This is a genomic window from Sphingomonas sp. G-3-2-10 (assembly GCF_012927115.1).
Taxonomy (GTDB): Bacteria; Pseudomonadota; Alphaproteobacteria; order Sphingomonadales; family Sphingomonadaceae; genus Sphingomonas.
Window position 1 is genome coordinate 164612 of the sequence record NZ_JABBFY010000003.1, and the last position, 18237, is coordinate 182848.

The window sequence follows — 18237 nt, forward strand, 5'->3', positions numbered from 1 at the left end:
AATTGCGATGGCTTTTGTCGCAAAGGGATTTCGCGCGTCCGTGGCCGTTCTGCTGGGAACGTCGATACCCGCGATCGCGCAGGCGCAGAACGTCCCGCCGATCCGTCAGGCCGTCGATCGGAACGGCGTCGATGTGATGGGCGGCACCTTCAACTTCGATACGGTTGACGTCGCGATCGGACCGGATGGTCCGTCGGGCCTCAGCTATGCGCGGAATGGCCGCGGGGTGGACAGCTACGATTCCGCGACGATCAGCATGAAAATCTCGGGTACCGTATATACGGTGAGTGTGGGCGGAAGATCCGAAAGCTTCACGCTTTCCGGCGGCGCCTTCGTTCCGGCGGAGGGGCAGGGATCGCAGCTGATCTACAACAGCTCCACCGACATGTACGAATATACCTCGCCGACGGGTGTGAAGGCGATAATCGATCTGCGCTGGGACGGATCGACTGTAACCTACCCCAGTTATGGCCGCGCGACCCGTATCGTCTATCCGTCGGGTGAAGAGATTTCACTGACCTTCAAGACGGTGCAAGTCTGTGTCATCGACTATGAAACACCATGTCCCAACTTTACCAAGCGTACACGCCTGCAAAGCGTCGTTCACAGCAATGGTTACATGCTGCATTTCGACTATGCGCTCAATAATCCGACGGTGCGCGCCGACCTCAATCCGTGGCTCCAGCTGACGCGCGTCACGGCATCCGATACGAATGTCGACAGCTGTCTGGCCACGGCGAATACCTGTACCTACACCTTGGCGTGGCCCTATGCCAGCTATGCATCCTCCACCGCCGGCGGTTACACGCAGTCGACGGTCACGGACCCGCTGAGCCGCGAGTGGCGCTATACCCGCAACAGTTCGACCGGGCAGCTGGTGGGTATCCGAAATCCGACCTCCACCAGCGCGGACACGACGTCCATCACCTATGATGGCAATGGGCGGGTCGCGTCCGTCACGGACGGCGGCGGCACCTGGGGCTATGGCTATTCCGATGTCGGCACGACGCGCACCACGACCGTAACCGATCCGCTGAGCAATCAGCGTGTCATCGTGTCGAATCAGACGAACCTGACCGTAACCTCCGACACGAACGAGCGCGGCAAGACCACCTCCTATCAATATGACGGTCAGGGGCGAGTTACGCGCGTTACCCAGCCCGAAGGGAATTATCTCGCCACCAGCTATGACTCCCGGGGTAATGTTACCGAGACGCGGCAGGTCGCAAAAAGTTCGGGCCCGGCGGACATCGTCATCTCCGCCAGCTATGATTCGACCTGCTCGAACGCCCTGACCTGCAACAAGCCCAACAGCGTTACCGATGCGCGCGGCAACACCACCAACTTCACTTATGACAGCACGCATGGTGGCGTGACCGCAGTGACCGCGCCCGCGCCAGGCGGAAGTGGTACGCGGCCCGAGACGCGGTACAGCTACACGCTCAGCGGTGGCGAATATCTCCCCACCGGCACGTCGACCTGCCAGACCGGAGCGACGTGCACCGGCGGTGTGGCGGATGAAGTCAAGACGACGATCGCGTATAACGGCCAGGGGATTCCGACCAGCACTTCGGTGGGGGCGGGGGACGGCAGTCTGACCAGCACGACCGGCGTTACCTATACGCCCATCGGCCAGGTGGAGACTGTGGATGGCCCGCTTTCGGGTGCCGCGGATACGGTCACCTATCGTTACGATGCGGCCGGGCGGACGACGGGGATTATATCCGCGGATCCCGATGGCGCGGGCGCGCTCAAGCGTCGCGCCGAAAAGCGGACCTATGATTCCGCAGGCCGCTTGACCGTCGTTGAAATCGGCGTCGTCGATGGTACGACGGACACGGATTGGGCGGCGTTTGCTTCCGCTCAGCAAATCACGCGCACCTATGACGCAAACAGCCGCATTACCAAGGTGGTGCTGACCGCCGGCGGCAATACGCATCAGGTGACTCAATATAGCTTTGATGCGCTGGGACGTCCCGAATGTACCGCGCAGCGGATGAACCCCTCGACCTGGAGCTCCCTGCCGGGATCGGCGTGTACATTGGCGACCACCGGTTCGTCCGGGCCGGACCGCATCACCAGATACACCTACAACGCGGTCGGTCAGGTCGCCAAGGTGCAGACCGGCTATGGCGTGAGCGGTGTCGAGGCCGATGAAGTGACTTCGACCTACACCGACAACGGCAAGCTCGCGACTGTCACTGACGCCGAGGGCAACAAGACGACCTACGAATATGATGGCTTCGATCGCGTCGCCAAGACGCGTTTGCCCGACACCACCAAGGGGGCGGGCACCAGCTCGACGACCGACTACATCCAGCCGACCTATGACGCGAACCGCAACGTGACCAGCATTCGGCTGCGCGACGGCACGTCGATCGGCTTTACCTACGATACGCTCAACCGCCCGACCGCGAAGAACCTGCCCGGAAGCGAACCCGACGTCAGCTACACCTACGATCTCCTGGGGCGGATGACGGGCGCCAGCCACACTGGCAACGACCTGACCTTCACCTACGACGCACTGGGCCGGAACCTGAGCGCCCGGAGCAGTGGACTCGATACGATCAACTTTAACGGGACAGTGTCCTACGAATATGATCTCGCCGGACGTCGCACCAAGCTGAGTTGGCCCAATGGCCAATATGTCACCTATGACTATCTCGTCACCGGCGAGATGGCGGTGATCCGCGAAAATGGCGCGACTTCGGGCATCGGCGTGCTCGCCACCTATGCCTATGACGATCTGGGCCGCCGCACGAGCCTGACCCTCGGCAACGGCGTGGTGACGACCTATTCGGTCGATGGTGTCTCGCGCCTGTCGTCGCTGTCGCACAACCTTTCGGGTTCGGGCGACGACGTCACTACCAGCTTCACCTATAACCCCGCCAGCCAGATCGCCGGGCAGACCCGGACCAATGACGGCTATGCCTGGGGTGGCCACTATAATGTCGGCCGCAACTACACTTCCAACGGCCTCAACCAGCTTACCGCCGCGGGTGGAACCAGCCTGGGTTATGACGCTCGCGGCAACCTGACTTCATCGGGCAGCGACAGCTTCGGTTATAGTTCGGAGAATTTACTCACCAGCGCGACGGTCGGCAGTACCAGTTCGACGCTGCAATATGATCCGCTGGGCCGTCTGTACAAGATTGCGGTCAGCTCGGTCGGTCAGCGTTTCCTGTATGACGGTGCCGAGCAAATCGCGCAGATGAACGACGCGGGAATCATGCAGCGCCGCTATGTCCGCGGCCCCGGCGCGGACGAGGTGCTGGTGGAATATACGGGTTCTGGGACGGTTACCCGAACGTTCCTTCAGACCGACGAGCGCGGATCGATCGTGGCGCGGACCGACGCGACCGGCGCGAAGGTCGCGATCAACAGCTATAACGAATATGGGATTCCGGCGAGCGGGAATGCCGGGCGGTTCCAATATACCGGGCAGGCGTGGCTGCCGGAGCTGGGCATGTATTACTACAAGGCCCGGGTTTATTCGCCGACGCTGGGGCGGTTCTTGCAGACCGATCCGATTGGATATGGCGATGGGATGAATACATATGCTTACGTAAGAAATGATCCGGGGAATTTTAGAGATCCGTCTGGATTAGGTCGCGTTTGGAGCTGTGTTACTTGGCCAGATTACGGTAGCGATTGTGGCTGGAACGATGATGGTCAAGAAGAATGTCGGCCGTCATCCGGGTGGTTTGATTTTGTAGGATGCATTCCTGGACTGAAAGACTATAGCACACCGTATATCGAACCTAGGCCCGAGGAGCAAAACGAAGAACCGGAAAACGAACCTGATCCTTGTCGAGCGGCATTGGCTGCAAGTGCAAGAAATGGAAAAATAACTACGTGGGGAATTAGCAAGCAGGGCGCATTTGTACTGGGAATGGGCGTAGTTACAGGTGGATGGAAAGATGATAGCACTGGAGCTACTGGCTATTTTACTAGTACGGTATTCTTGGAGGGTATTGCAGCCGGTAGCGCAAATTTTGAAGGAACCGTTTCTAGGTCTGGTCTAAGAGGATTTGTAGGCGGGTCGGATACGGTTTCCGTTGGTGTATCCTTTCCTGGGGCTTCAATTGGATACTCTAGTCAAATTGACATTAATACCAAGAAAGAGAATGGTAGGGGTTTCAATATTTCATTTAATAATCCATTCAATCCAAAATCTTGGCGTGTAAATGTTGATCTAACAGCCGGTTTTTCTAACACGAGTATTTTTGGATGCAAAATGCCAAAGAAATAATTTCGAGTTTGTTTGTCATTTTGATCATCGGTGGATCGTGTTCCAATTTTGGATCAGATCCATTGAATGATAAACTTGATAAGCATGAAATAATTGGATGCTATAAATCGCACGATGCGCCAGATATTAAATTAAATCTGGAAAATATCGTGAGTGATTCTAATGTAATATATAGCGAATATGAATATGGGCTTGTAGGTAGAAACAATGATCCTGTAATCGTCGTTTTTCCTAGAAACGCATTAATTAAAATATCCGATTCAGGTGGAAAAGAATTTTATAAATTTGATAAATATCTTGAAGAAAAAGGCAGGGATTTCAGCTTTGATGTGGACAGATCTGCAAAAGGCATAATTATAACAATACCTTCTTTTCCCGATATGATCATGCATAAATATAATAAAGTCGATTGCTAAATATTCAAAAATCACTTCATTTAGTTTGAAAATGTATTATAATAATACCTTATTGGTTTGGCTGCGTAAGATATTTCTAATTCATGTGAATAATTTCGATCATGTATGGCCGGTCTTGTCCATCGACTATTCGGCTATCGTTGCATATGCCTAATCTGGCAATCGGCGGCAGCAGGCTCTCTTCGAGCGACCAAAAACTCCCTCGCAACCTGTTGGCCGGGGCGGTTCGGGCTCGCTGGAACGACGGGGTCGATACTGTCGGCCTCAGACTTGGATCGCCTCCAACCCCATCGCAACCGCCCCCATCGGCCCCGCCAGCGTCCCGAGCCCCGGCGGGCCTAACCGCCGGTCCAACTGCCCGGCATAGTCCGAAAGCGAGCCATAGCCGCAGATACCGGCTGCGAGCCGCGCGCGAACGAGGGGGAATAGCGCCTCCCGCGCCGCCATCACCCCGCCGCCGATCGCGATGCGCTCAGGCGCCGCGACCATCACCAGATTGTGGAGCAGCCCCGCCAGATCGTGGATGAAATGATCCCATTCCGGCCCGTCGTCGGGCAGTTCCTGCCCCGGCCGGCCGAAGCGGCGGGCGAGGGCGGGGCCGGAGATCAGGCCTTCGACGCAATCGCCGTGGAAGGGGCAGGCGCCCGCGAAGCTGTCGCCCGCTGCCCGCGCCACGCGCATATGTCCGGCCTCGCCATGCGCCACGCCCTGTACGGGCTGTCCGCCCGAGATCAGCCCGACGCCCACGCCGGTGCCGATCGTAATATAGCAATGGCTGGAGAGTCCTTGCGCCGCGCCCCAGCGCCCTTCAGCCAGCGCCGCGCCGACGACATCGGTCTGGATCGCCAGCGGCTTCCCATAGCGGGCGGCAAGGCGCCGGGTCAGGTCGGTGCCGGACCAGCCGGGCTTGGGCGTCCGGCTGACCGATCCGAATGCCGGGCTGGCGGGATCGAGGTCGAGCGGGCCGAAGCTCGCCACGCCGATCGCGTCGAACCGCCAGCCATCGACCACGGCTTCGAGCGCCGCGAGCGTCGTCGCGGGATCGGCGGTGGGCACGGTTTCGCGCGCGCGGATATCGTCCGGGCCGGTCGCGAGGATCGCGACGCATTTGGTGCCGCCCAGTTCGAGGCCGGCGATCAACGGAGCGGAAGCCATGATGGCGTCAGCTCCGGCCGATATAGTGCAGCAGCGTGGCGTCGACGCCGTCACGCCAGAGCGCGTCGAGCGCCTCGGCAAAGGCGGCGGCGAATGCCGGGTCGTCGCCCAGGTCGCCATAGATGGTGCGCATCCCCGTCCATCGGGCGGGATCCGCTCGCGCTTCGCGCGCGGCTGCGGTCAGCACCTCCCAATCCGGGTCGTTCGGCTCGATCTCCTGCCCGCGCTCGTCGATTCCGTAGCAATAACGGCACCACAGGGCGCTTGCGAGGATCAGCCCCTTCGGCACCACGCCCCGGGCGAGATTGTCGCGGATCGAGGGGATGATGAACTTGGGCTGGCGGTTCGATCCGTCATGGCAAAGCCGCTTCAGCGTATCGGCGATCTCGGGATTGGCGAAGCGCTGGAGGATCAGCGTCTTGTACGCCGTCAGGTCCTGCCCCGGCGCGGGCGGCACGATCGGCAGGATCTCGTCGGTCTCCACCTTGTCCAGGAAGGCGGCGATGCTCCGGTCGGCCATCGCTTCGTGACCATAGGCGATGCCCCGTAGCGCGCCCGGATAGGCGATGATCGCATGGCCGCCATTGAGCATGCGGATCTTCATCGCCTCGAATTCATGGACGTGGCGCGTGAAGGTGACGCCGGCCTTTTCGAGGGCGGGGCGGCCGGCCGCGAACCGGTCTTCCAGCACCCATTGGCGGTACGGTTCGCACGTCACCGGAACCGGGTCGTCCGCCAGGCCGAACGTCGCGGCCATCGCGCGTTCGCGCGGGCCGGTCGCCGGTGCGATCCGGTCGACCATGCCGTTGGGGAAGGCGCCGTGAGTCTCGATCCATCCGGCGAGATCGGGGTCCGAAAGGCGCGCCAGCCCGACGGTCGCGGCGCGCGCGGCATCGCCATTCCCCGGCAGATTGTCGCACGACAGCACGGTGAAGGGCGCTGCGCCCGCATCGCGGCGGATCCGCAGCGCGGCGATGATCGCGCCGAAAGCGGTCGCTGGTCGATCGGGGTTCCCGCTGTCCGCGACGATCTCCGCCGCGCGGGAATCGAACCGGCCGGTCGCGGGATCGATGAAATAGCCGCCTTCGGTGACCGTCAGCGAGACGATGCGGATCTCCGGCCGGCTCATCGCCGCGATCAGCGGGCCGTTTCCGGGGTCGACTTCGAGGAAGTCGATCATCGCGCCGACGCGGCGGGCGCTCTTCCCTTCGGGGTCCAGCTCGATCACCGTCGAGAGGCAATCCTGCGCCTTCAGCGCATCGCGCATCGCTGTGTCGGCCGGGCGCACGCCCGCGCCGAGGATCGCCCAGTCCCGGTCGCCGCCCAGCGCGAACAGGTCGTCGAGATACACCGCCATATGGGCGCGGTGGAAATTGCCCACGCCGATATGGACGATCCCAGGGCTCAGCTGGCGCCGGTCATAGCGGGGCTGCGCGACGCTCATCTCATGCCATCCAGTTGCCGCCGTCGACGCCATAGGTCTGGGCAACGATATAGTTTGCCTCGGCGCTGGCGAGGAAGATTGCTATGCCGGTCAGGTCCGATGCGTTTGCCATTCGGCCAATCGGAACCGATGCGCCCACGATCCGCTTCTTTTCGCCGGGCTCGCGCTTCTCGAAGTGAGCGAAATGCGCGTCGACCCCATCCCAATGCTCCCCATCCACCACGCCGGGAGCGATCGCGTTCACATTGATGCCGTGGCGGATCAGGTCCAGCCCGGCGGACTGGGTCAGGCTGATCACCGCGGCCTTGGTCGCGCAATAGACCGCGACCAGCGGCTCGCCGCGGCGGCCGGCCTGGCTGGCCATGTTGATGATCTTGCCGCCCTGTCCGCGCGCGATCATGTGCCGCGCGGCCGCCTGCAGGCAGAACAGGCTGCCCGCCACATTCACCGCGAAGGTCCGGTCATATTCTGCCCGCGTGATCTCCGCGATCGGCGCGGCGGTGAAGAGGGCGGCGTTGTTGATCAGGATGTCGAGCCCGCCCAGCTTTTCGATCGCCTCGGCAAAGCCCGCTTCGATCGAGGTCTGGCGCGTCACGTCCATCTCGATTGCGATTGCGCCGGGGCCGAGCGCGGCGGCGCATCGCCGCACGCCGTCGCCGTCGATATCCGCCAGCGCCACGCGCGCCCCTTCGTGCAGATAGGCCCGGGCGAATTCCAGACCGATGCCGCGCGCCGCGCCGGTGATCAGCGCGGTCTTGCCTTGCAGCCTCATGTTCCGCGCTCCGTCGTCAGGCTGCGTTGACCGCCGGATAGACCGACAGTTCGATCGGTTCGCCGGGGTTGATGACATTGTCGAAATCCACCACCGCGCCCTGCGCGATCAGCGTTTCGCGCAGCTGCCCGAAATCCATGTCGGACATGCTGTAGCCATGCCGGCTGCTCAGCGCGGCGGCGGTGCCGGCGCCCTGGCCCATCGCCATGCAGGTGGCCATCACCCGGACCGATCCGAAACCGGGGCCATCGGCGCTGAGGCACCGCCCCGCCGTGACCAGATTGATGCTGCCCTGCGGCACAAGGCAGCGGAAGGGGACATTATATTCCTGCCGCGGGATGACGAGGTCGTTCTGCTCGTTGCTGTCGCTGGCATGGATGTCGATGACGTGCGCGCCCTTGGCGATCGTGTCGGGGAACGCCTTGGGCACGAGGATGTCGTCTTTCTGCAGCTCGTAGAGGCCGACGATGTGGTAGGTTTCGCGCACGCCGGCCTGAATGCCCGACTTGGCCAGCCAGCAGTCGCGGAACGCCGGGAATTCGCGGCGCAATATGTCGATGACGAGTTGCAGGGTCTCGCGAAGGCTGCATTCGGTCTTGGTGAACCATTCCGGGTCGCTGGCATCGGTCGCCTCGCGCAACAGGTTGATGCTGACCATGCCGTCGCGGAAGAAGCGGTTGATCCAGGGGCCGCCGAAGATCGGGATCTCGCCTTGCTCATTGAGTTCGAGCAGCCGGCTGCGGATCGTGTTCGAAACGGGCAGCATCCCGTCGACGGCATCGCCGAACAGATAGTCGAGCGCCTTGGTATCCACGCCGCCAAGCTGGAACCACAGGGTGGCCGGTTGCAGCACATCGCCCTTGGTGGTGGGGAAGCCCGCTGCGCGGACGAGGTCGGCATCGCCGGTGCAATCGACGAAGACCTTTGCCGCATAGGCCACGCGGCCCGCCTTGTTCTGCACGATGACGTGGCTGACGCGGTCGCCGTCCATCGCGCAGTCCGAGAACCAGCTATGGTAGAGCAGGGTCACCCCGCTCTCGAGCAGCAGGCGCTGGGCGGCGAGCTTCATGATCTCGTCGTTGACGGGATAGTTGCCACTCTCGAGCGACACGTTCGCGCCGCCCATCGCGGCGGCCTTGCGCATCAATTCGAGCGGGATGCCGGCGATATGCTGCTTGCCGAAATGGCGGAACTCGCTGATCGGCGTCACCAGCGCGCTCGTCGCCATGCCGCCGACGAAGCCATAGCGTTCGATCAGCAGCGTCTTCGCCCCGTTTCGTGCCGCCGCCACCGCCGCGATCAGCCCCGCGGGACCGCCGCCGCAGACGATCACGTCGTACGCGTCAGCCACCGGCACGGCCCGCTCGGGGGCGCTGATCGACAAATTCTCTCCAGATGCTGATGGCACGGAATTTCCTATTGTTGGGGTGGTGCTGGATGGGCGTCGTGCCCGTGATATAAAAATAACGATAATGTTTATCTGACACAGACTGGCGCAATGGTCAAATTCGTCGATATCACCCTACTTTAGATCGCTATTGTGCGCCGAGAGGTGGCACCAACGTGCGCGGAGTGTTGTAGATTTAAGATAGCGATAATGTAGTCCGCTACATATGGGGCATAGGCTTGGCGTGGTGCCCGCGTATCGCTAGACGGTGATCTCGAACGGGAGACACAGACAAGCATGGCGGATGGAAGCAACGGGCGTCGTCAGCCAACGCTTCAGGATGTTGCGGATATCCTTGGCCTCACGGCCAACACCGTATCCCGCGCGCTCAACGACAAGTCAGGTGTCAGCGCGACGACGCGCGCCCGGATCAAGGCCGAGGCGGAGCGGCTCGGCTATGTGCCGAACGTCCATGCGCGCTCGCTCGTGCTGGGATCGCGCAAGACGATCGGGGTGATCGTCAGCAACATCTCCAATCCGTTCTTCTCGGATCTGGTCAGCGAAGTGGAGCTTCAGGCTCAGAGCGCGGGGTACACAGTGCTGCTGCTGCTGTCCTATGAATCGGCGGAACGCGAACAGGATGCGATCAGCCGGGCGCTGCGCTCGGGACTGGACGGCCTGATCGCCGCGCCGGTGCAGGAACGGTTCGATGCGTGGACGCCGGTGATCAAGGCGGGTATCCCGCTGGTGCTGGTCAGCCGCGAACTTCCCGAACTGGGCGTCGATTTCTTCTCGACCGACAACGAAGCCGGGATCCGCCTGACGACCGACGCTGTGCTGGCGCAGGGGGCGAAGGATGTCGTCCTGATCGACGAGGACATGCCTTTCTCGACGATCCGCTTGCGCATCGAGGGGTTCCGGCGCTCGCTCGAGCAGCATGGCCTGCCGTTCGATCCTCGCGCCAACCTGGCTCTCGTCCCGCCGCCGCGGTCGTTCCGCGTTTCGCAGTCGTGGCACGCCGACGACGCCTATCGCGTCGCCAGCGACCTGCTCGACCGCGGCCGGCGGCCGGATGCCTTCGTCGTCGGTGACGATTATTACGCGCTCGGCCTCTACCGTGCGCTTCGCGAGCGCGGCGTCCGGGTTCCCGCCGATGTGCTGGTGATGGGCTGGGGCAACGATCCCTTCACCCGCTTCATGGAGCCGCCGCTTTCCACGCTGCTCCTGCCCTTTCAGGAAGTGGCGAGCCGGGCGACGCGCCGGCTGCTCGACCGGATCGAGGGCAGGGCGGACGACCGGGTCGTTACCGAGCGGATCGTGCCCGAACTGGTGCTGCGCGCATCGACCACGCGCTGAGGCGACGCTTCACAATTCGCAGATGAGCACGCTGCCCGAGAGCGGGGCGCGGAGCAGCTGGCTCGGGCCCAGCCGGACGCAAGCCGAGGTGACGATCAGATTGCGGCCGTCCTCGGTGAAGCGCAGGCCGGAGGGGCGGGGGACCGGCAGCGCGATCCGGTCGAGAATCTTGCCCGCGGCGTTCAGCTCGACCAGTTCCCACCCGTCCCATATGGCCGTCCACAGATCGCCCGCCGGGGATATGGCCAGGCCGGCGGGACGCGGTCCTCCCGGCGGGAACTGGTGCAGCACCTCGAACTCGCCGAACCGCCCGTTCGCTTCGTCATAGGCATAGGCGCGCAACTGGCGCATCGCGGAGTCGATCAGATAGACCCGGCTGCCGCAGTCGGACCACACCACGCCATTGGGCAGGCCCAAGCCCGAGAGCTCGGCGGTGACGGTGCCGTCCTCCGCCACGCACAACAGCCGGCCCTGCGCGCCTTCGCGTGACGGATCGGCGGAGCCGAGCCACAGCCGCCCGCGGCGATCGGTCGCGCCGTCGTTGAAGCGGTCGCCGAAGTGAATGCCGTCGACCTTGGTGCGCTTGCCCAGCGTGTTGGTCTGCGGATCGAAGATCGCGATCGAGTCCGAAAAGGCCGCGAGCAGCTTTCCGTCCGCGCGGGGGACGAGCGCGCCGATCACGTCAGGCATCGCAAAGCTCTCGGTCTTGCCGTCCGCGCCCAGACGCAGGATCGCGGGCGCCAGAATGTCGATCCAGTAGAGAGTGCCGGGCGAACCGACCCAGAGCGGGGAATCGCCGATCAGGTTGGCGAGGCGGCTGATCGGCCGAACGGCCGCGCTGCGCCCCTCGGTGCCCGGCTCGCCCGGATAGATGGCGAACGGATAGCCGCCCGCCGCGCGCGACGTCTGACGCGCGGCTTCAAGCACGTGCGGCGCAAAGGCGTGGAGCTGCTGGTCGGTAAGAAGGTGCGCGGGCCCGGTCATCACGATCGCGGCGACCGGTTCGCTGCGCTCGTCGAACACCGGCGCGGCGACCGATCGCCATTCTGACTGGGCCGAACCGTCGATCGCGTAATAGCGCGCCTTGGCCAGGGCTTCCTCCGGCTCGGGATCGACGGAATCCTCGTGCGAGAAGGCGGCGACCACGCGGCCCGCGGCGGAGCCCCGGACCGGTTCGGTCGAGCCGACGTCCAGCGCGCGGATGCGCTCGCCGGGATGCGCTGCTTCGACGCAGATGAGCCGGTCGCCGGCGAGGGTCAGCAGGCGTGCGCTGAACCCGGTCGTCTGCGCCAGCCGGGTGAGCGCGGGGGCAGCGGCGCCGCGAATATCGAACTGGCTCCACACCGAATGGGCGAGCTCGAGGAACAGCGGTCCCAGCCGCAGGCGCTGGGGCGCGGAATCCGCCTGGAGGAATTCCTCTTCGACCAGCGTCGAGACCAGCCGATGCACGGTCGGCTTGGTCAGGCCGACGCGTTTCACCAGTTCGGCGACCGTGATGTCGGTCCGCGCCTCGGCCACCGCGCGCAGCACGGCGAGGCTGCGGCGAACCGCATTCGCGCCACCAGTCTGCTTTTCGTCGCGATCTTGCATGGCGGGAATGATCCGGAGCGTGGACGATTCCACCTGATGGACTTTAGTTCAGCGCCGCGCGGCGTTGGTCAACGAGTTTCTCCGCCGCAATGGCCGCTCATTGCCCCCGCGCCTCCGCCCGCTTGATCTGGTCCGCCATTCGCTCGGCGATCATGATCACTGGAATGTTGAGGTTGGCGCGCGGAATGGTCGGCATCAGCGACGCGTCGACGACGCGCAGGCCGCTCATGCCGAGTACGCGCCCATCTTCGGGCGAGGTCACCGCGTAGCGATCCGTCGCGGCCCCCATCCGGCAGGTGCCCGAGGGATGCCATTGTCCGAACACGCCGGCGCGCACGAACGCTTCGATCGCGCTGCGGTCCTGCACGAAATTGGCGAGGGTTCGCCCGCCGCCGATGAAGGTCTTCACGAAGGCCGGCTGCAATGCGGGGATGGCATCCAGCAGCAAGGCGACCGGGGCCGTCATCAGATAGTTGGTCACGCTGCGGCGCCCCAGCAGCTTCGCCCAGCCGCTATAGCTGGAGGGGGACGGCGTCACGACATGCGGGGCCAGTTCCGGCGAGGCGGCGACCGACGCCATCATGATCGTCGACTGGACGAGGCGATCGAGGTCGCGCTGGTCGGAAAACCAGTTGAAATTGGCGATCGGCCCGGTGGCGGGATCGGCGTTCTCGATATCGACGAAGCCGCGCGAATAGGGCTTGTTGATCCAGTAGAGCAATGTCCCGATCCGCTCGCCCAGCGGGTGCCATGCCGATTTGGTGGCGATCATCCCGAACATGTCGCCCGGCTCGCACCCCTCGATGGTCGAGGAATAGCGCAGGCCGATATGGCTGTGTCGGCGGGTCTTCTTCCCCAGCCGCGCGTGCGGGCGGATATAGGCCGACAGCGAAATGCCCGGATGCTCCTGCAGATTCTGGCCGACTCCGGGCAGGTCCGCGACGATATCGATGCCCAGCGCGTGGAGGCGGGGTGCAGCGCCGATGCCTGCACGCATCAGGATCGCGGGCGATTGCAGCGCACCGGCGCAGACGATGGTTTCGCGCGCCAGCATCTCGGTCGCATCGCTGCCCTTGCCGATCCGGACGCCCAGGATGTGGCGGTTGCGATGGATCAACCCCGAAATCTCGGTGTCGGGCAGGATCATCAGATTGGGGCGGGCGCGAACCGCCTCGGTCAGATAGCCGCGCGCGGTCGATACGCGGTGGCAGCCGTCGTTGGACAGAGTGAGCGGAAACACGCCATCCTCGAAGGTGCCGTTCTGGTCGTCGATCGCCGGAAGACCCCGCGCGACAAAGGCGCGTTCGGCCGCCAGCGTGAACTCCGGCCACTGGCTGCGCGGAATGCGATGGATCGGAATCGGTCCATCGGAACCGTGCAGCGGCCCCTTGAAGTCGAGGTCGCGTTCCAGCTTGCGGAAATAGGGGAGCACGCTCTCCCAGTCCCATCCACTTGCGCCATGCTCGGCCCACTCGTCATAATCCTCGCGCGTGCCGCGATTGGCGGCCTGCCCGTTGATGCTCGATCCGCCGCCGACGACGCGGGGCTGGTCGTAGCGTTTCGGCGCGGGACCGGCGTTCGGATCATTGCCGGTGACGGGCAGGTTGCGCGCTTTGATGTTCGACCAGTGATTGGCGGAATCGAAGGCGACGATGCCGGGATACATGTCGAGGAAGCCCGCTGGCTCCTTTCCCGGCGGCAAGTCGCGGCCGGCCTCGATCAGCAGGACGTTCAGCCGGGGATCCTCGGACAAGCGGCTGGCGATCACGCACCCGGCGCTGCCTGCGCCCACGACGATATAGTCGATACGAGTCATCAGCCGATCCAGAAGCCGCCATTCACGTTCAGCGTGGCGCCGGTCATGTACGCCGCATCGTCCGAAGCGAGGAACGCAACCGCGCGCCCGATCTCGAACGGCTCGGCAAGGCGGCCGAGCGGAATGTCCTTGATCACCTGCTCGCGCACATCGTCGGGCATATGGGTGCGGATCAGGTCGGTATCGACGACGCCGGGGGCGATCGCATTCACGGTGACGCCCGTTTTCGCCATCTGCCGCGCCAGCGTGCGCGTGAAGCCGAGCATCCCGCCCTTGGTGGTGCCATAGTGGATGCCGCCATTCATCGCGCCGCGATGCGCGACGACCGATGAGGTGCAGACGATCCGGCCATAGCCTCGCTCGATCATGCCGGGCAGCACCGCCTTCGAGAACAGGAAGGCGCTCTTGAGATTGACCGCCATCAGCCGGTCCCAATCCTCTTCCTTGAGGTCGAGGATCGGCACCGCCTGGTCCATGCCGGCATTGTTGACGAGGATATCGACCTTGCCGAACGCTTCGATCGCGAGCGTGACCACCGCACGGACATCGGCCGAGGAGGATGCGTCGCCCGGCGCGGCGATCGCGGCCGGGCCGATCTCCGCGGCCTTGCGATGCGCGCGCTCCGCATCGATGTCGTTCACGACCACCTTGGCGCCCCGCGCCGCCAGTTCACTTGCGATCGCGCCGCCGATGCCGTTGCCGCCTCCGCTGACGATCGCGACCCGGCCGCGGAGAGTTTGAATCGGTTCAGCAGACATTGCGCGGCAGTTCCTTTTATTGATCGATGAGTGAGGTTCAGGCGGTCGCGTGCTTCGGCCGGGTCCGGCCGATGACGAGCGCGAGGATGACCGCCGAGATCGGGTGAAGCACCGCCAGCCCTGCGAAGATCGCGAGATAGCCGAACTGCATCACGATCGATCCGGCGAAGAGGTTGAGCAGCAGCGAGGTGCTGGCCCCGACCGCACCCAGCATGCCGACCGCCGAGGCGTTGACATTGGCGGGAAACAGGCCGGCCAGCAGCACATTGAAGCCGACGAACCAGATCTGACAGACCGAGATGACGATGGTGATGATCAGGATCGCGAGGAACGCGCTCGAGGTCATCGTGATCAGCGCGCCCAGGGGCATCAGCGCGGCGGTGATGCCGAGCAGCCAGAGCTGGACCCGGATCGTGTCATGGCCGCGCCCGGTGCGGCGATCGACGAAGCGGCCGAGCATCAGGCAGCTCAGCATCGCGACGAGATAGGGGATGCCGCCCACCAGCCCCAGTTCGGACAGCGACAGGCCGACGCGCTCCTGCAGATAGCCGGGGATCCAGAAGAGGTAGAAATACCAGACCGGATCGCTGATCATCCGCACCGCGACGATCGCGAGAAAGCGCTTGTCCTTCAGCAGCGACGTGGCCGAAGCCGGTGCGGCTGCGGGCGCCTGCTCGACGCGCTTGGCCGCCGGCGCTTCCCTGCTGTCGGTGAACCACCACAGCAGCGCGACGCCGATCCCGATAATACCGGGAATGATGAATGCCCCGCGCCAGCTGAATGCCGTGGCGAGCAAGGCGATCATCGGCGGCGCGAGGATCGCGCCCAGATTGCCCGCGGGGGTGACGATGCTGATCGCCAGCGTCCGCCGTTCGACCGGCACCCAGTTCAGGATGGCGCGTTGCAGCGCGGGGAACACGCCGGGCTCGGCCGCGCCCAGAAAGGCGCGCGACGCGGCAAGGTGCGCGAAGCTGTGCGACATGCCCGAAGCGATGTTCGCGATCGACCAGCCGACCGCGAACACGGTCATGCAGATCCGCGTGCCGAACCTGTCGATCAGCCGGCCGCTCACCACGTACATCACGATATAGGGCAGCATGAACGCGAAGGTCAGCAGCGAATAGGCGTGATCGTCGAAGTCCAGCGCGGTCTTGACGATCGGCTTGAGGATCGAAAGCGTCTGCCGGTCGAAATAGTTGAGCACCACAAGCGACATCAACAGCCCGAGGATAAGCCAAACCTTCCGGGGCATTTTCCCGGCCGGCGCGGCCCTGGCGGTGTCTGTCGATGCTTGGGTCATGTGGTTCATCCAATCGTTTGGGCAGACGCTGCCTGGATCTCGAACTGCTGCACGGCACGGTTCGCGACGTCCGCGTCCTGATGCACCGTGCCGGAACTGATGCCGATCGCGCCGGCAACCGCGCCGGACACGGTTACGGGTACGCCGCCGCCAAGAATGGCGACGTCCCCGCTGCGAAGCGTGTTCAGGCCGAAGCCGCGCTGACCGGGCAAGGCAATCTCGCCCAGCCTTTCGGTCGGCGCGTGGAGCCCGGCCGCGGTACGCGCCTTCGCGATGGCGAAATCGCCGGTATAGGGCTTGGCGCCGTCCATGCGGTGAAAGGCGAGCAACGCGCCCGAGGCATCGACCACGGCGATATTCTGGGGCACGCTCAGCATATCGGCGGCCCCGATCGCGAACTCGATCAGGAGCCGGGCGTCCGCCGCGTCGAGCATCGTCACCTGCTTCATTGCGCGACTTCGAGGTCGGACGGGCGCAGCGCGCGCTGGATGGCGGGATCGTGAATCCGTTCCGCGGCGGCCGGGGCGGGGGCGCCGCCATGACCATTGCCCGCCGGGGGCAGGATATGCCCGGTGCGATCGACCGTCAGGGCCACCCCGACATCGTCGCGCATCGGGTTGATCAGGTGATTGCGCTCGAACAGCGTGAGCTTTTCCAGCCCCGCGCAGCAATGCAGCGCCGTCGCCACGCCGATGCTGGTTCCCACGCCGTGCAGCGCCACATCGACACCGGTGCGCTTGGCGAGCGCGTCCAGCTTCCGCATTCCCGACACGCCAAGTGCGCGCGTGACGTTGGGCTGCAGATAGGTGATGCCGAGATCGACCAGCCGTTCGAACGCCGAGAGGATGAAATCATTCTCGCCGCCGCCGACCGGGCAGGGCGACCGCTCGCACAGCATCCGGATCGTCTCGAAATCCTCGGGCTGCACGGGCTCCTCGAGCCAGGTGATGTCATAGGGGGCAAGCGCATCGACAAGCGCCAGCGCTTCGTCGCGTTCATAGGCGCAATTTGCGTCGAGCATCAGCCTTGCGTCTGCGGGCATCGCTTCGCGGATCGCGCGGATATGGGCGATATCGGTTGCGACGCCGCGGCCGATCTTCAGCTTGAGCGCGGTATAGCCCTGATCGAGGAACGCCAGCGCCTTCGCCGCGCTGTCGTTCGGGTCGGCAAGGAAGGGAACCGGGCTGGCATAGACATTCACCGGCGCAACCTTGCCGCCGAGCATCTCGGCGAGCGGCTTGCCCGCTCGCTTCGACAGCAGGTCCCACAGCGCGATATCGACTCCCGCGAGCGCTTCCATCGCCGGACCCCGGCTGTTCCCCAGCGCGAGGAAGAAGCGGTAGAATTCCTCGAGCGCTTCTTCCGGCGAGGCGATCTCGGCTCCGGCAAGCGCTGGCGCGATGACCTCCTCGATGATCGCCCGATTCGGCGCGGGGCTCGGCAGGCCGAAGCATTCGCCGAATCCCTTCACGCCGTCCCGATCGGTCACGACGACCAGAGTCGCGGTCTGGCCGGTGCGCTGGATTCTCTGAAAATGTGCGGCCGGCGCCAGCAACTCCTTCGGAACGCGGCCTTCGCCGTAGATCCGGGTGAAGGGGTAGCGCATCTCATATGCGGCGATGGAGGCGATCTTCAGCATCCCGCCTTCACCTTACCCGGAGTGAAACCGCGCCCGCACCCCTTCCGGCGCGCGGCTCGATTCGATTCCCGCACACGGCCCTTGCAACACATTCGGTTTGACATTCAGCGCTCCCAACAATATGTGGATTGCAGTCCATAATATGGACCAATGTTCGCAACCGAGCAGTATGTCAACAGGGATCTGGATGAACGGGTGGATGGGAACGGCGCTGACATGACGATCCTCTCCGCCCCTGATGAGTAACATTAGCGTTATCGTAAATACACTTAGCTGAACCGTCAATCGGAGAGGTAATTTCTCCGGGTTCGTTTCAAAAAACTGTAATATCAGTGCTATATTGCGAAAATTG

Annotated in this window: 13 protein-coding genes; 3 read left to right on the forward strand and 10 right to left on the reverse strand. The window is 63.7% G+C overall.

The window, feature by feature from the left end; translation table 11 throughout:
* The first annotated feature begins 40 nt into the window (after positions 1–40).
* Together HHL13_RS21470 and HHL13_RS21475 are read left to right on the forward strand one after the other, a co-directional pair.
* A complete protein-coding gene (locus tag HHL13_RS21470; RefSeq protein ID WP_169558018.1) occupies positions 41–4252 on the forward strand; it encodes an RHS repeat-associated core domain-containing protein in 4212 nt (1403 codons plus the stop codon).
* A complete protein-coding gene (locus HHL13_RS21475; RefSeq protein ID WP_169558019.1) occupies positions 4231–4668 on the forward strand; it encodes a hypothetical protein in 438 nt (145 codons plus the stop codon). The genes HHL13_RS21470 and HHL13_RS21475 overlap by 22 nt, the downstream gene beginning before the upstream one ends.
* Before the next feature lie 264 nt (positions 4669–4932).
* On the opposite strand, the gene HHL13_RS21480 is transcribed toward HHL13_RS21475, so the two are convergent.
* Genes HHL13_RS21480 through HHL13_RS21495 form a run of 4 tightly spaced genes read right to left on the reverse strand, consistent with a single transcriptional unit; the run spans position 4933 to position 9423 of the window.
* Positions 4933–5823 carry an ROK family protein gene (locus HHL13_RS21480; protein WP_206377184.1) on the reverse strand — a complete coding sequence of 297 codons (891 nt, stop codon included), beginning with the start codon at positions 5821–5823 and terminating at the stop codon, positions 4933–4935.
* A gap of 7 nt (positions 5824–5830) precedes the next feature.
* A complete protein-coding gene (locus HHL13_RS21485; RefSeq protein WP_206377185.1) occupies positions 5831–7267 on the reverse strand; it encodes a mannitol dehydrogenase family protein in 1437 nt (478 codons plus the stop codon).
* A 1-nt stretch (position 7268) separates the two neighbouring features.
* Positions 7269–8039, reverse strand: a complete 771-nt coding sequence (locus tag HHL13_RS21490; protein WP_169558021.1) for an L-iditol 2-dehydrogenase — start codon at positions 8037–8039, stop codon at positions 7269–7271.
* A 16-nt stretch (positions 8040–8055) separates the two neighbouring features.
* Positions 8056–9423, reverse strand: coding sequence for an FAD-dependent oxidoreductase (locus HHL13_RS21495; protein WP_169558022.1), 1368 nt, complete (start codon positions 9421–9423; stop codon positions 8056–8058).
* Positions 9424–9723: 300 nt separating this feature from the next.
* Between HHL13_RS21495 and HHL13_RS21500 the strand changes: the two genes are divergently transcribed.
* Positions 9724–10782 carry a LacI family DNA-binding transcriptional regulator gene (locus tag HHL13_RS21500; RefSeq protein ID WP_169558023.1) on the forward strand — a complete coding sequence of 353 codons (1059 nt, stop codon included), beginning with the start codon at positions 9724–9726 and terminating at the stop codon, positions 10780–10782.
* Positions 10783–10791: 9 nt separating this feature from the next.
* On the opposite strand, the gene HHL13_RS21505 is transcribed toward HHL13_RS21500, so the two are convergent.
* The 6 genes from HHL13_RS21505 to HHL13_RS21530 form a co-directional block, all read right to left on the reverse strand.
* A complete protein-coding gene (locus tag HHL13_RS21505; RefSeq protein ID WP_169558024.1) occupies positions 10792–12372 on the reverse strand; it encodes an SMP-30/gluconolactonase/LRE family protein in 1581 nt (526 codons plus the stop codon).
* Between the two features lie 97 nt (positions 12373–12469).
* Positions 12470–14188 carry a GMC family oxidoreductase N-terminal domain-containing protein gene (locus HHL13_RS21510; RefSeq protein ID WP_169558025.1) on the reverse strand — a complete coding sequence of 573 codons (1719 nt, stop codon included), beginning with the start codon at positions 14186–14188 and terminating at the stop codon, positions 12470–12472.
* Positions 14188–14946, reverse strand: coding sequence for a glucose 1-dehydrogenase (locus tag HHL13_RS21515; RefSeq protein ID WP_206377186.1), 759 nt, complete (start codon positions 14944–14946; stop codon positions 14188–14190). The genes HHL13_RS21510 and HHL13_RS21515 overlap by 1 nt, the downstream gene beginning before the upstream one ends.
* Positions 14947–14983: 37 nt before the next feature.
* A complete protein-coding gene (locus HHL13_RS21520) occupies positions 14984–16162 on the reverse strand; it encodes an MFS transporter (protein ID WP_169558026.1) in 1179 nt (392 codons plus the stop codon).
* 89 nt (positions 16163–16251) lie between these two features.
* On the reverse strand, positions 16252–16695 hold the full coding sequence (locus HHL13_RS21525; RefSeq protein WP_169558027.1) for a heme-binding protein: 444 nt from the start codon (positions 16693–16695) through the stop codon (positions 16252–16254).
* Entirely contained in the window at positions 16692–17885 is a 1194-nt protein-coding gene (locus tag HHL13_RS21530; protein WP_169558028.1) for a mandelate racemase/muconate lactonizing enzyme family protein, read from the reverse strand. The genes HHL13_RS21525 and HHL13_RS21530 overlap by 4 nt, the downstream gene beginning before the upstream one ends.
* Positions 17886–18237 lie beyond the last annotated feature (352 nt).

Bases quoted from the DNA above. Each gene is read 5' to 3' on its own strand.
- HHL13_RS21485 (WP_206377185.1), bottom strand. From the start codon at position 7,267: ATGAGCGTCGCGCAGCCCCGCTATGACCGGCGCCAGCTGAGCCCTGGG.
- HHL13_RS21525 (WP_169558027.1), bottom strand. From the start codon at position 16,695: ATGAAGCAGGTGACGATGCTCGACGCGGCGGACGCCCGGCTCCTGATC.
- HHL13_RS21490 (WP_169558021.1), bottom strand. From the start codon at position 8,039: ATGAGGCTGCAAGGCAAGACCGCGCTGATCACCGGCGCGGCGCGCGGC.
- HHL13_RS21510 (WP_169558025.1), bottom strand. From the start codon at position 14,188: ATGACTCGTATCGACTATATCGTCGTGGGCGCAGGCAGCGCCGGGTGC.
- HHL13_RS21515 (WP_206377186.1), bottom strand. From the start codon at position 14,946: ATGTCTGCTGAACCGATTCAAACTCTCCGCGGCCGGGTCGCGATCGTC.
- HHL13_RS21505 (WP_169558024.1), bottom strand. From the start codon at position 12,372: ATGCAAGATCGCGACGAAAAGCAGACTGGTGGCGCGAATGCGGTTCGC.
- HHL13_RS21475 (WP_169558019.1), top strand. From the start codon at position 4,231: ATGCAAAATGCCAAAGAAATAATTTCGAGTTTGTTTGTCATTTTGATC.
- HHL13_RS21500 (WP_169558023.1), top strand. From the start codon at position 9,724: ATGGCGGATGGAAGCAACGGGCGTCGTCAGCCAACGCTTCAGGATGTT.
- HHL13_RS21480 (WP_206377184.1), bottom strand. From the start codon at position 5,823: ATGGCTTCCGCTCCGTTGATCGCCGGCCTCGAACTGGGCGGCACCAAA.
- HHL13_RS21530 (WP_169558028.1), bottom strand. From the start codon at position 17,885: ATGCTGAAGATCGCCTCCATCGCCGCATATGAGATGCGCTACCCCTTC.
- HHL13_RS21520 (WP_169558026.1), bottom strand. From the start codon at position 16,162: ATGTCGCTTGTGGTGCTCAACTATTTCGACCGGCAGACGCTTTCGATC.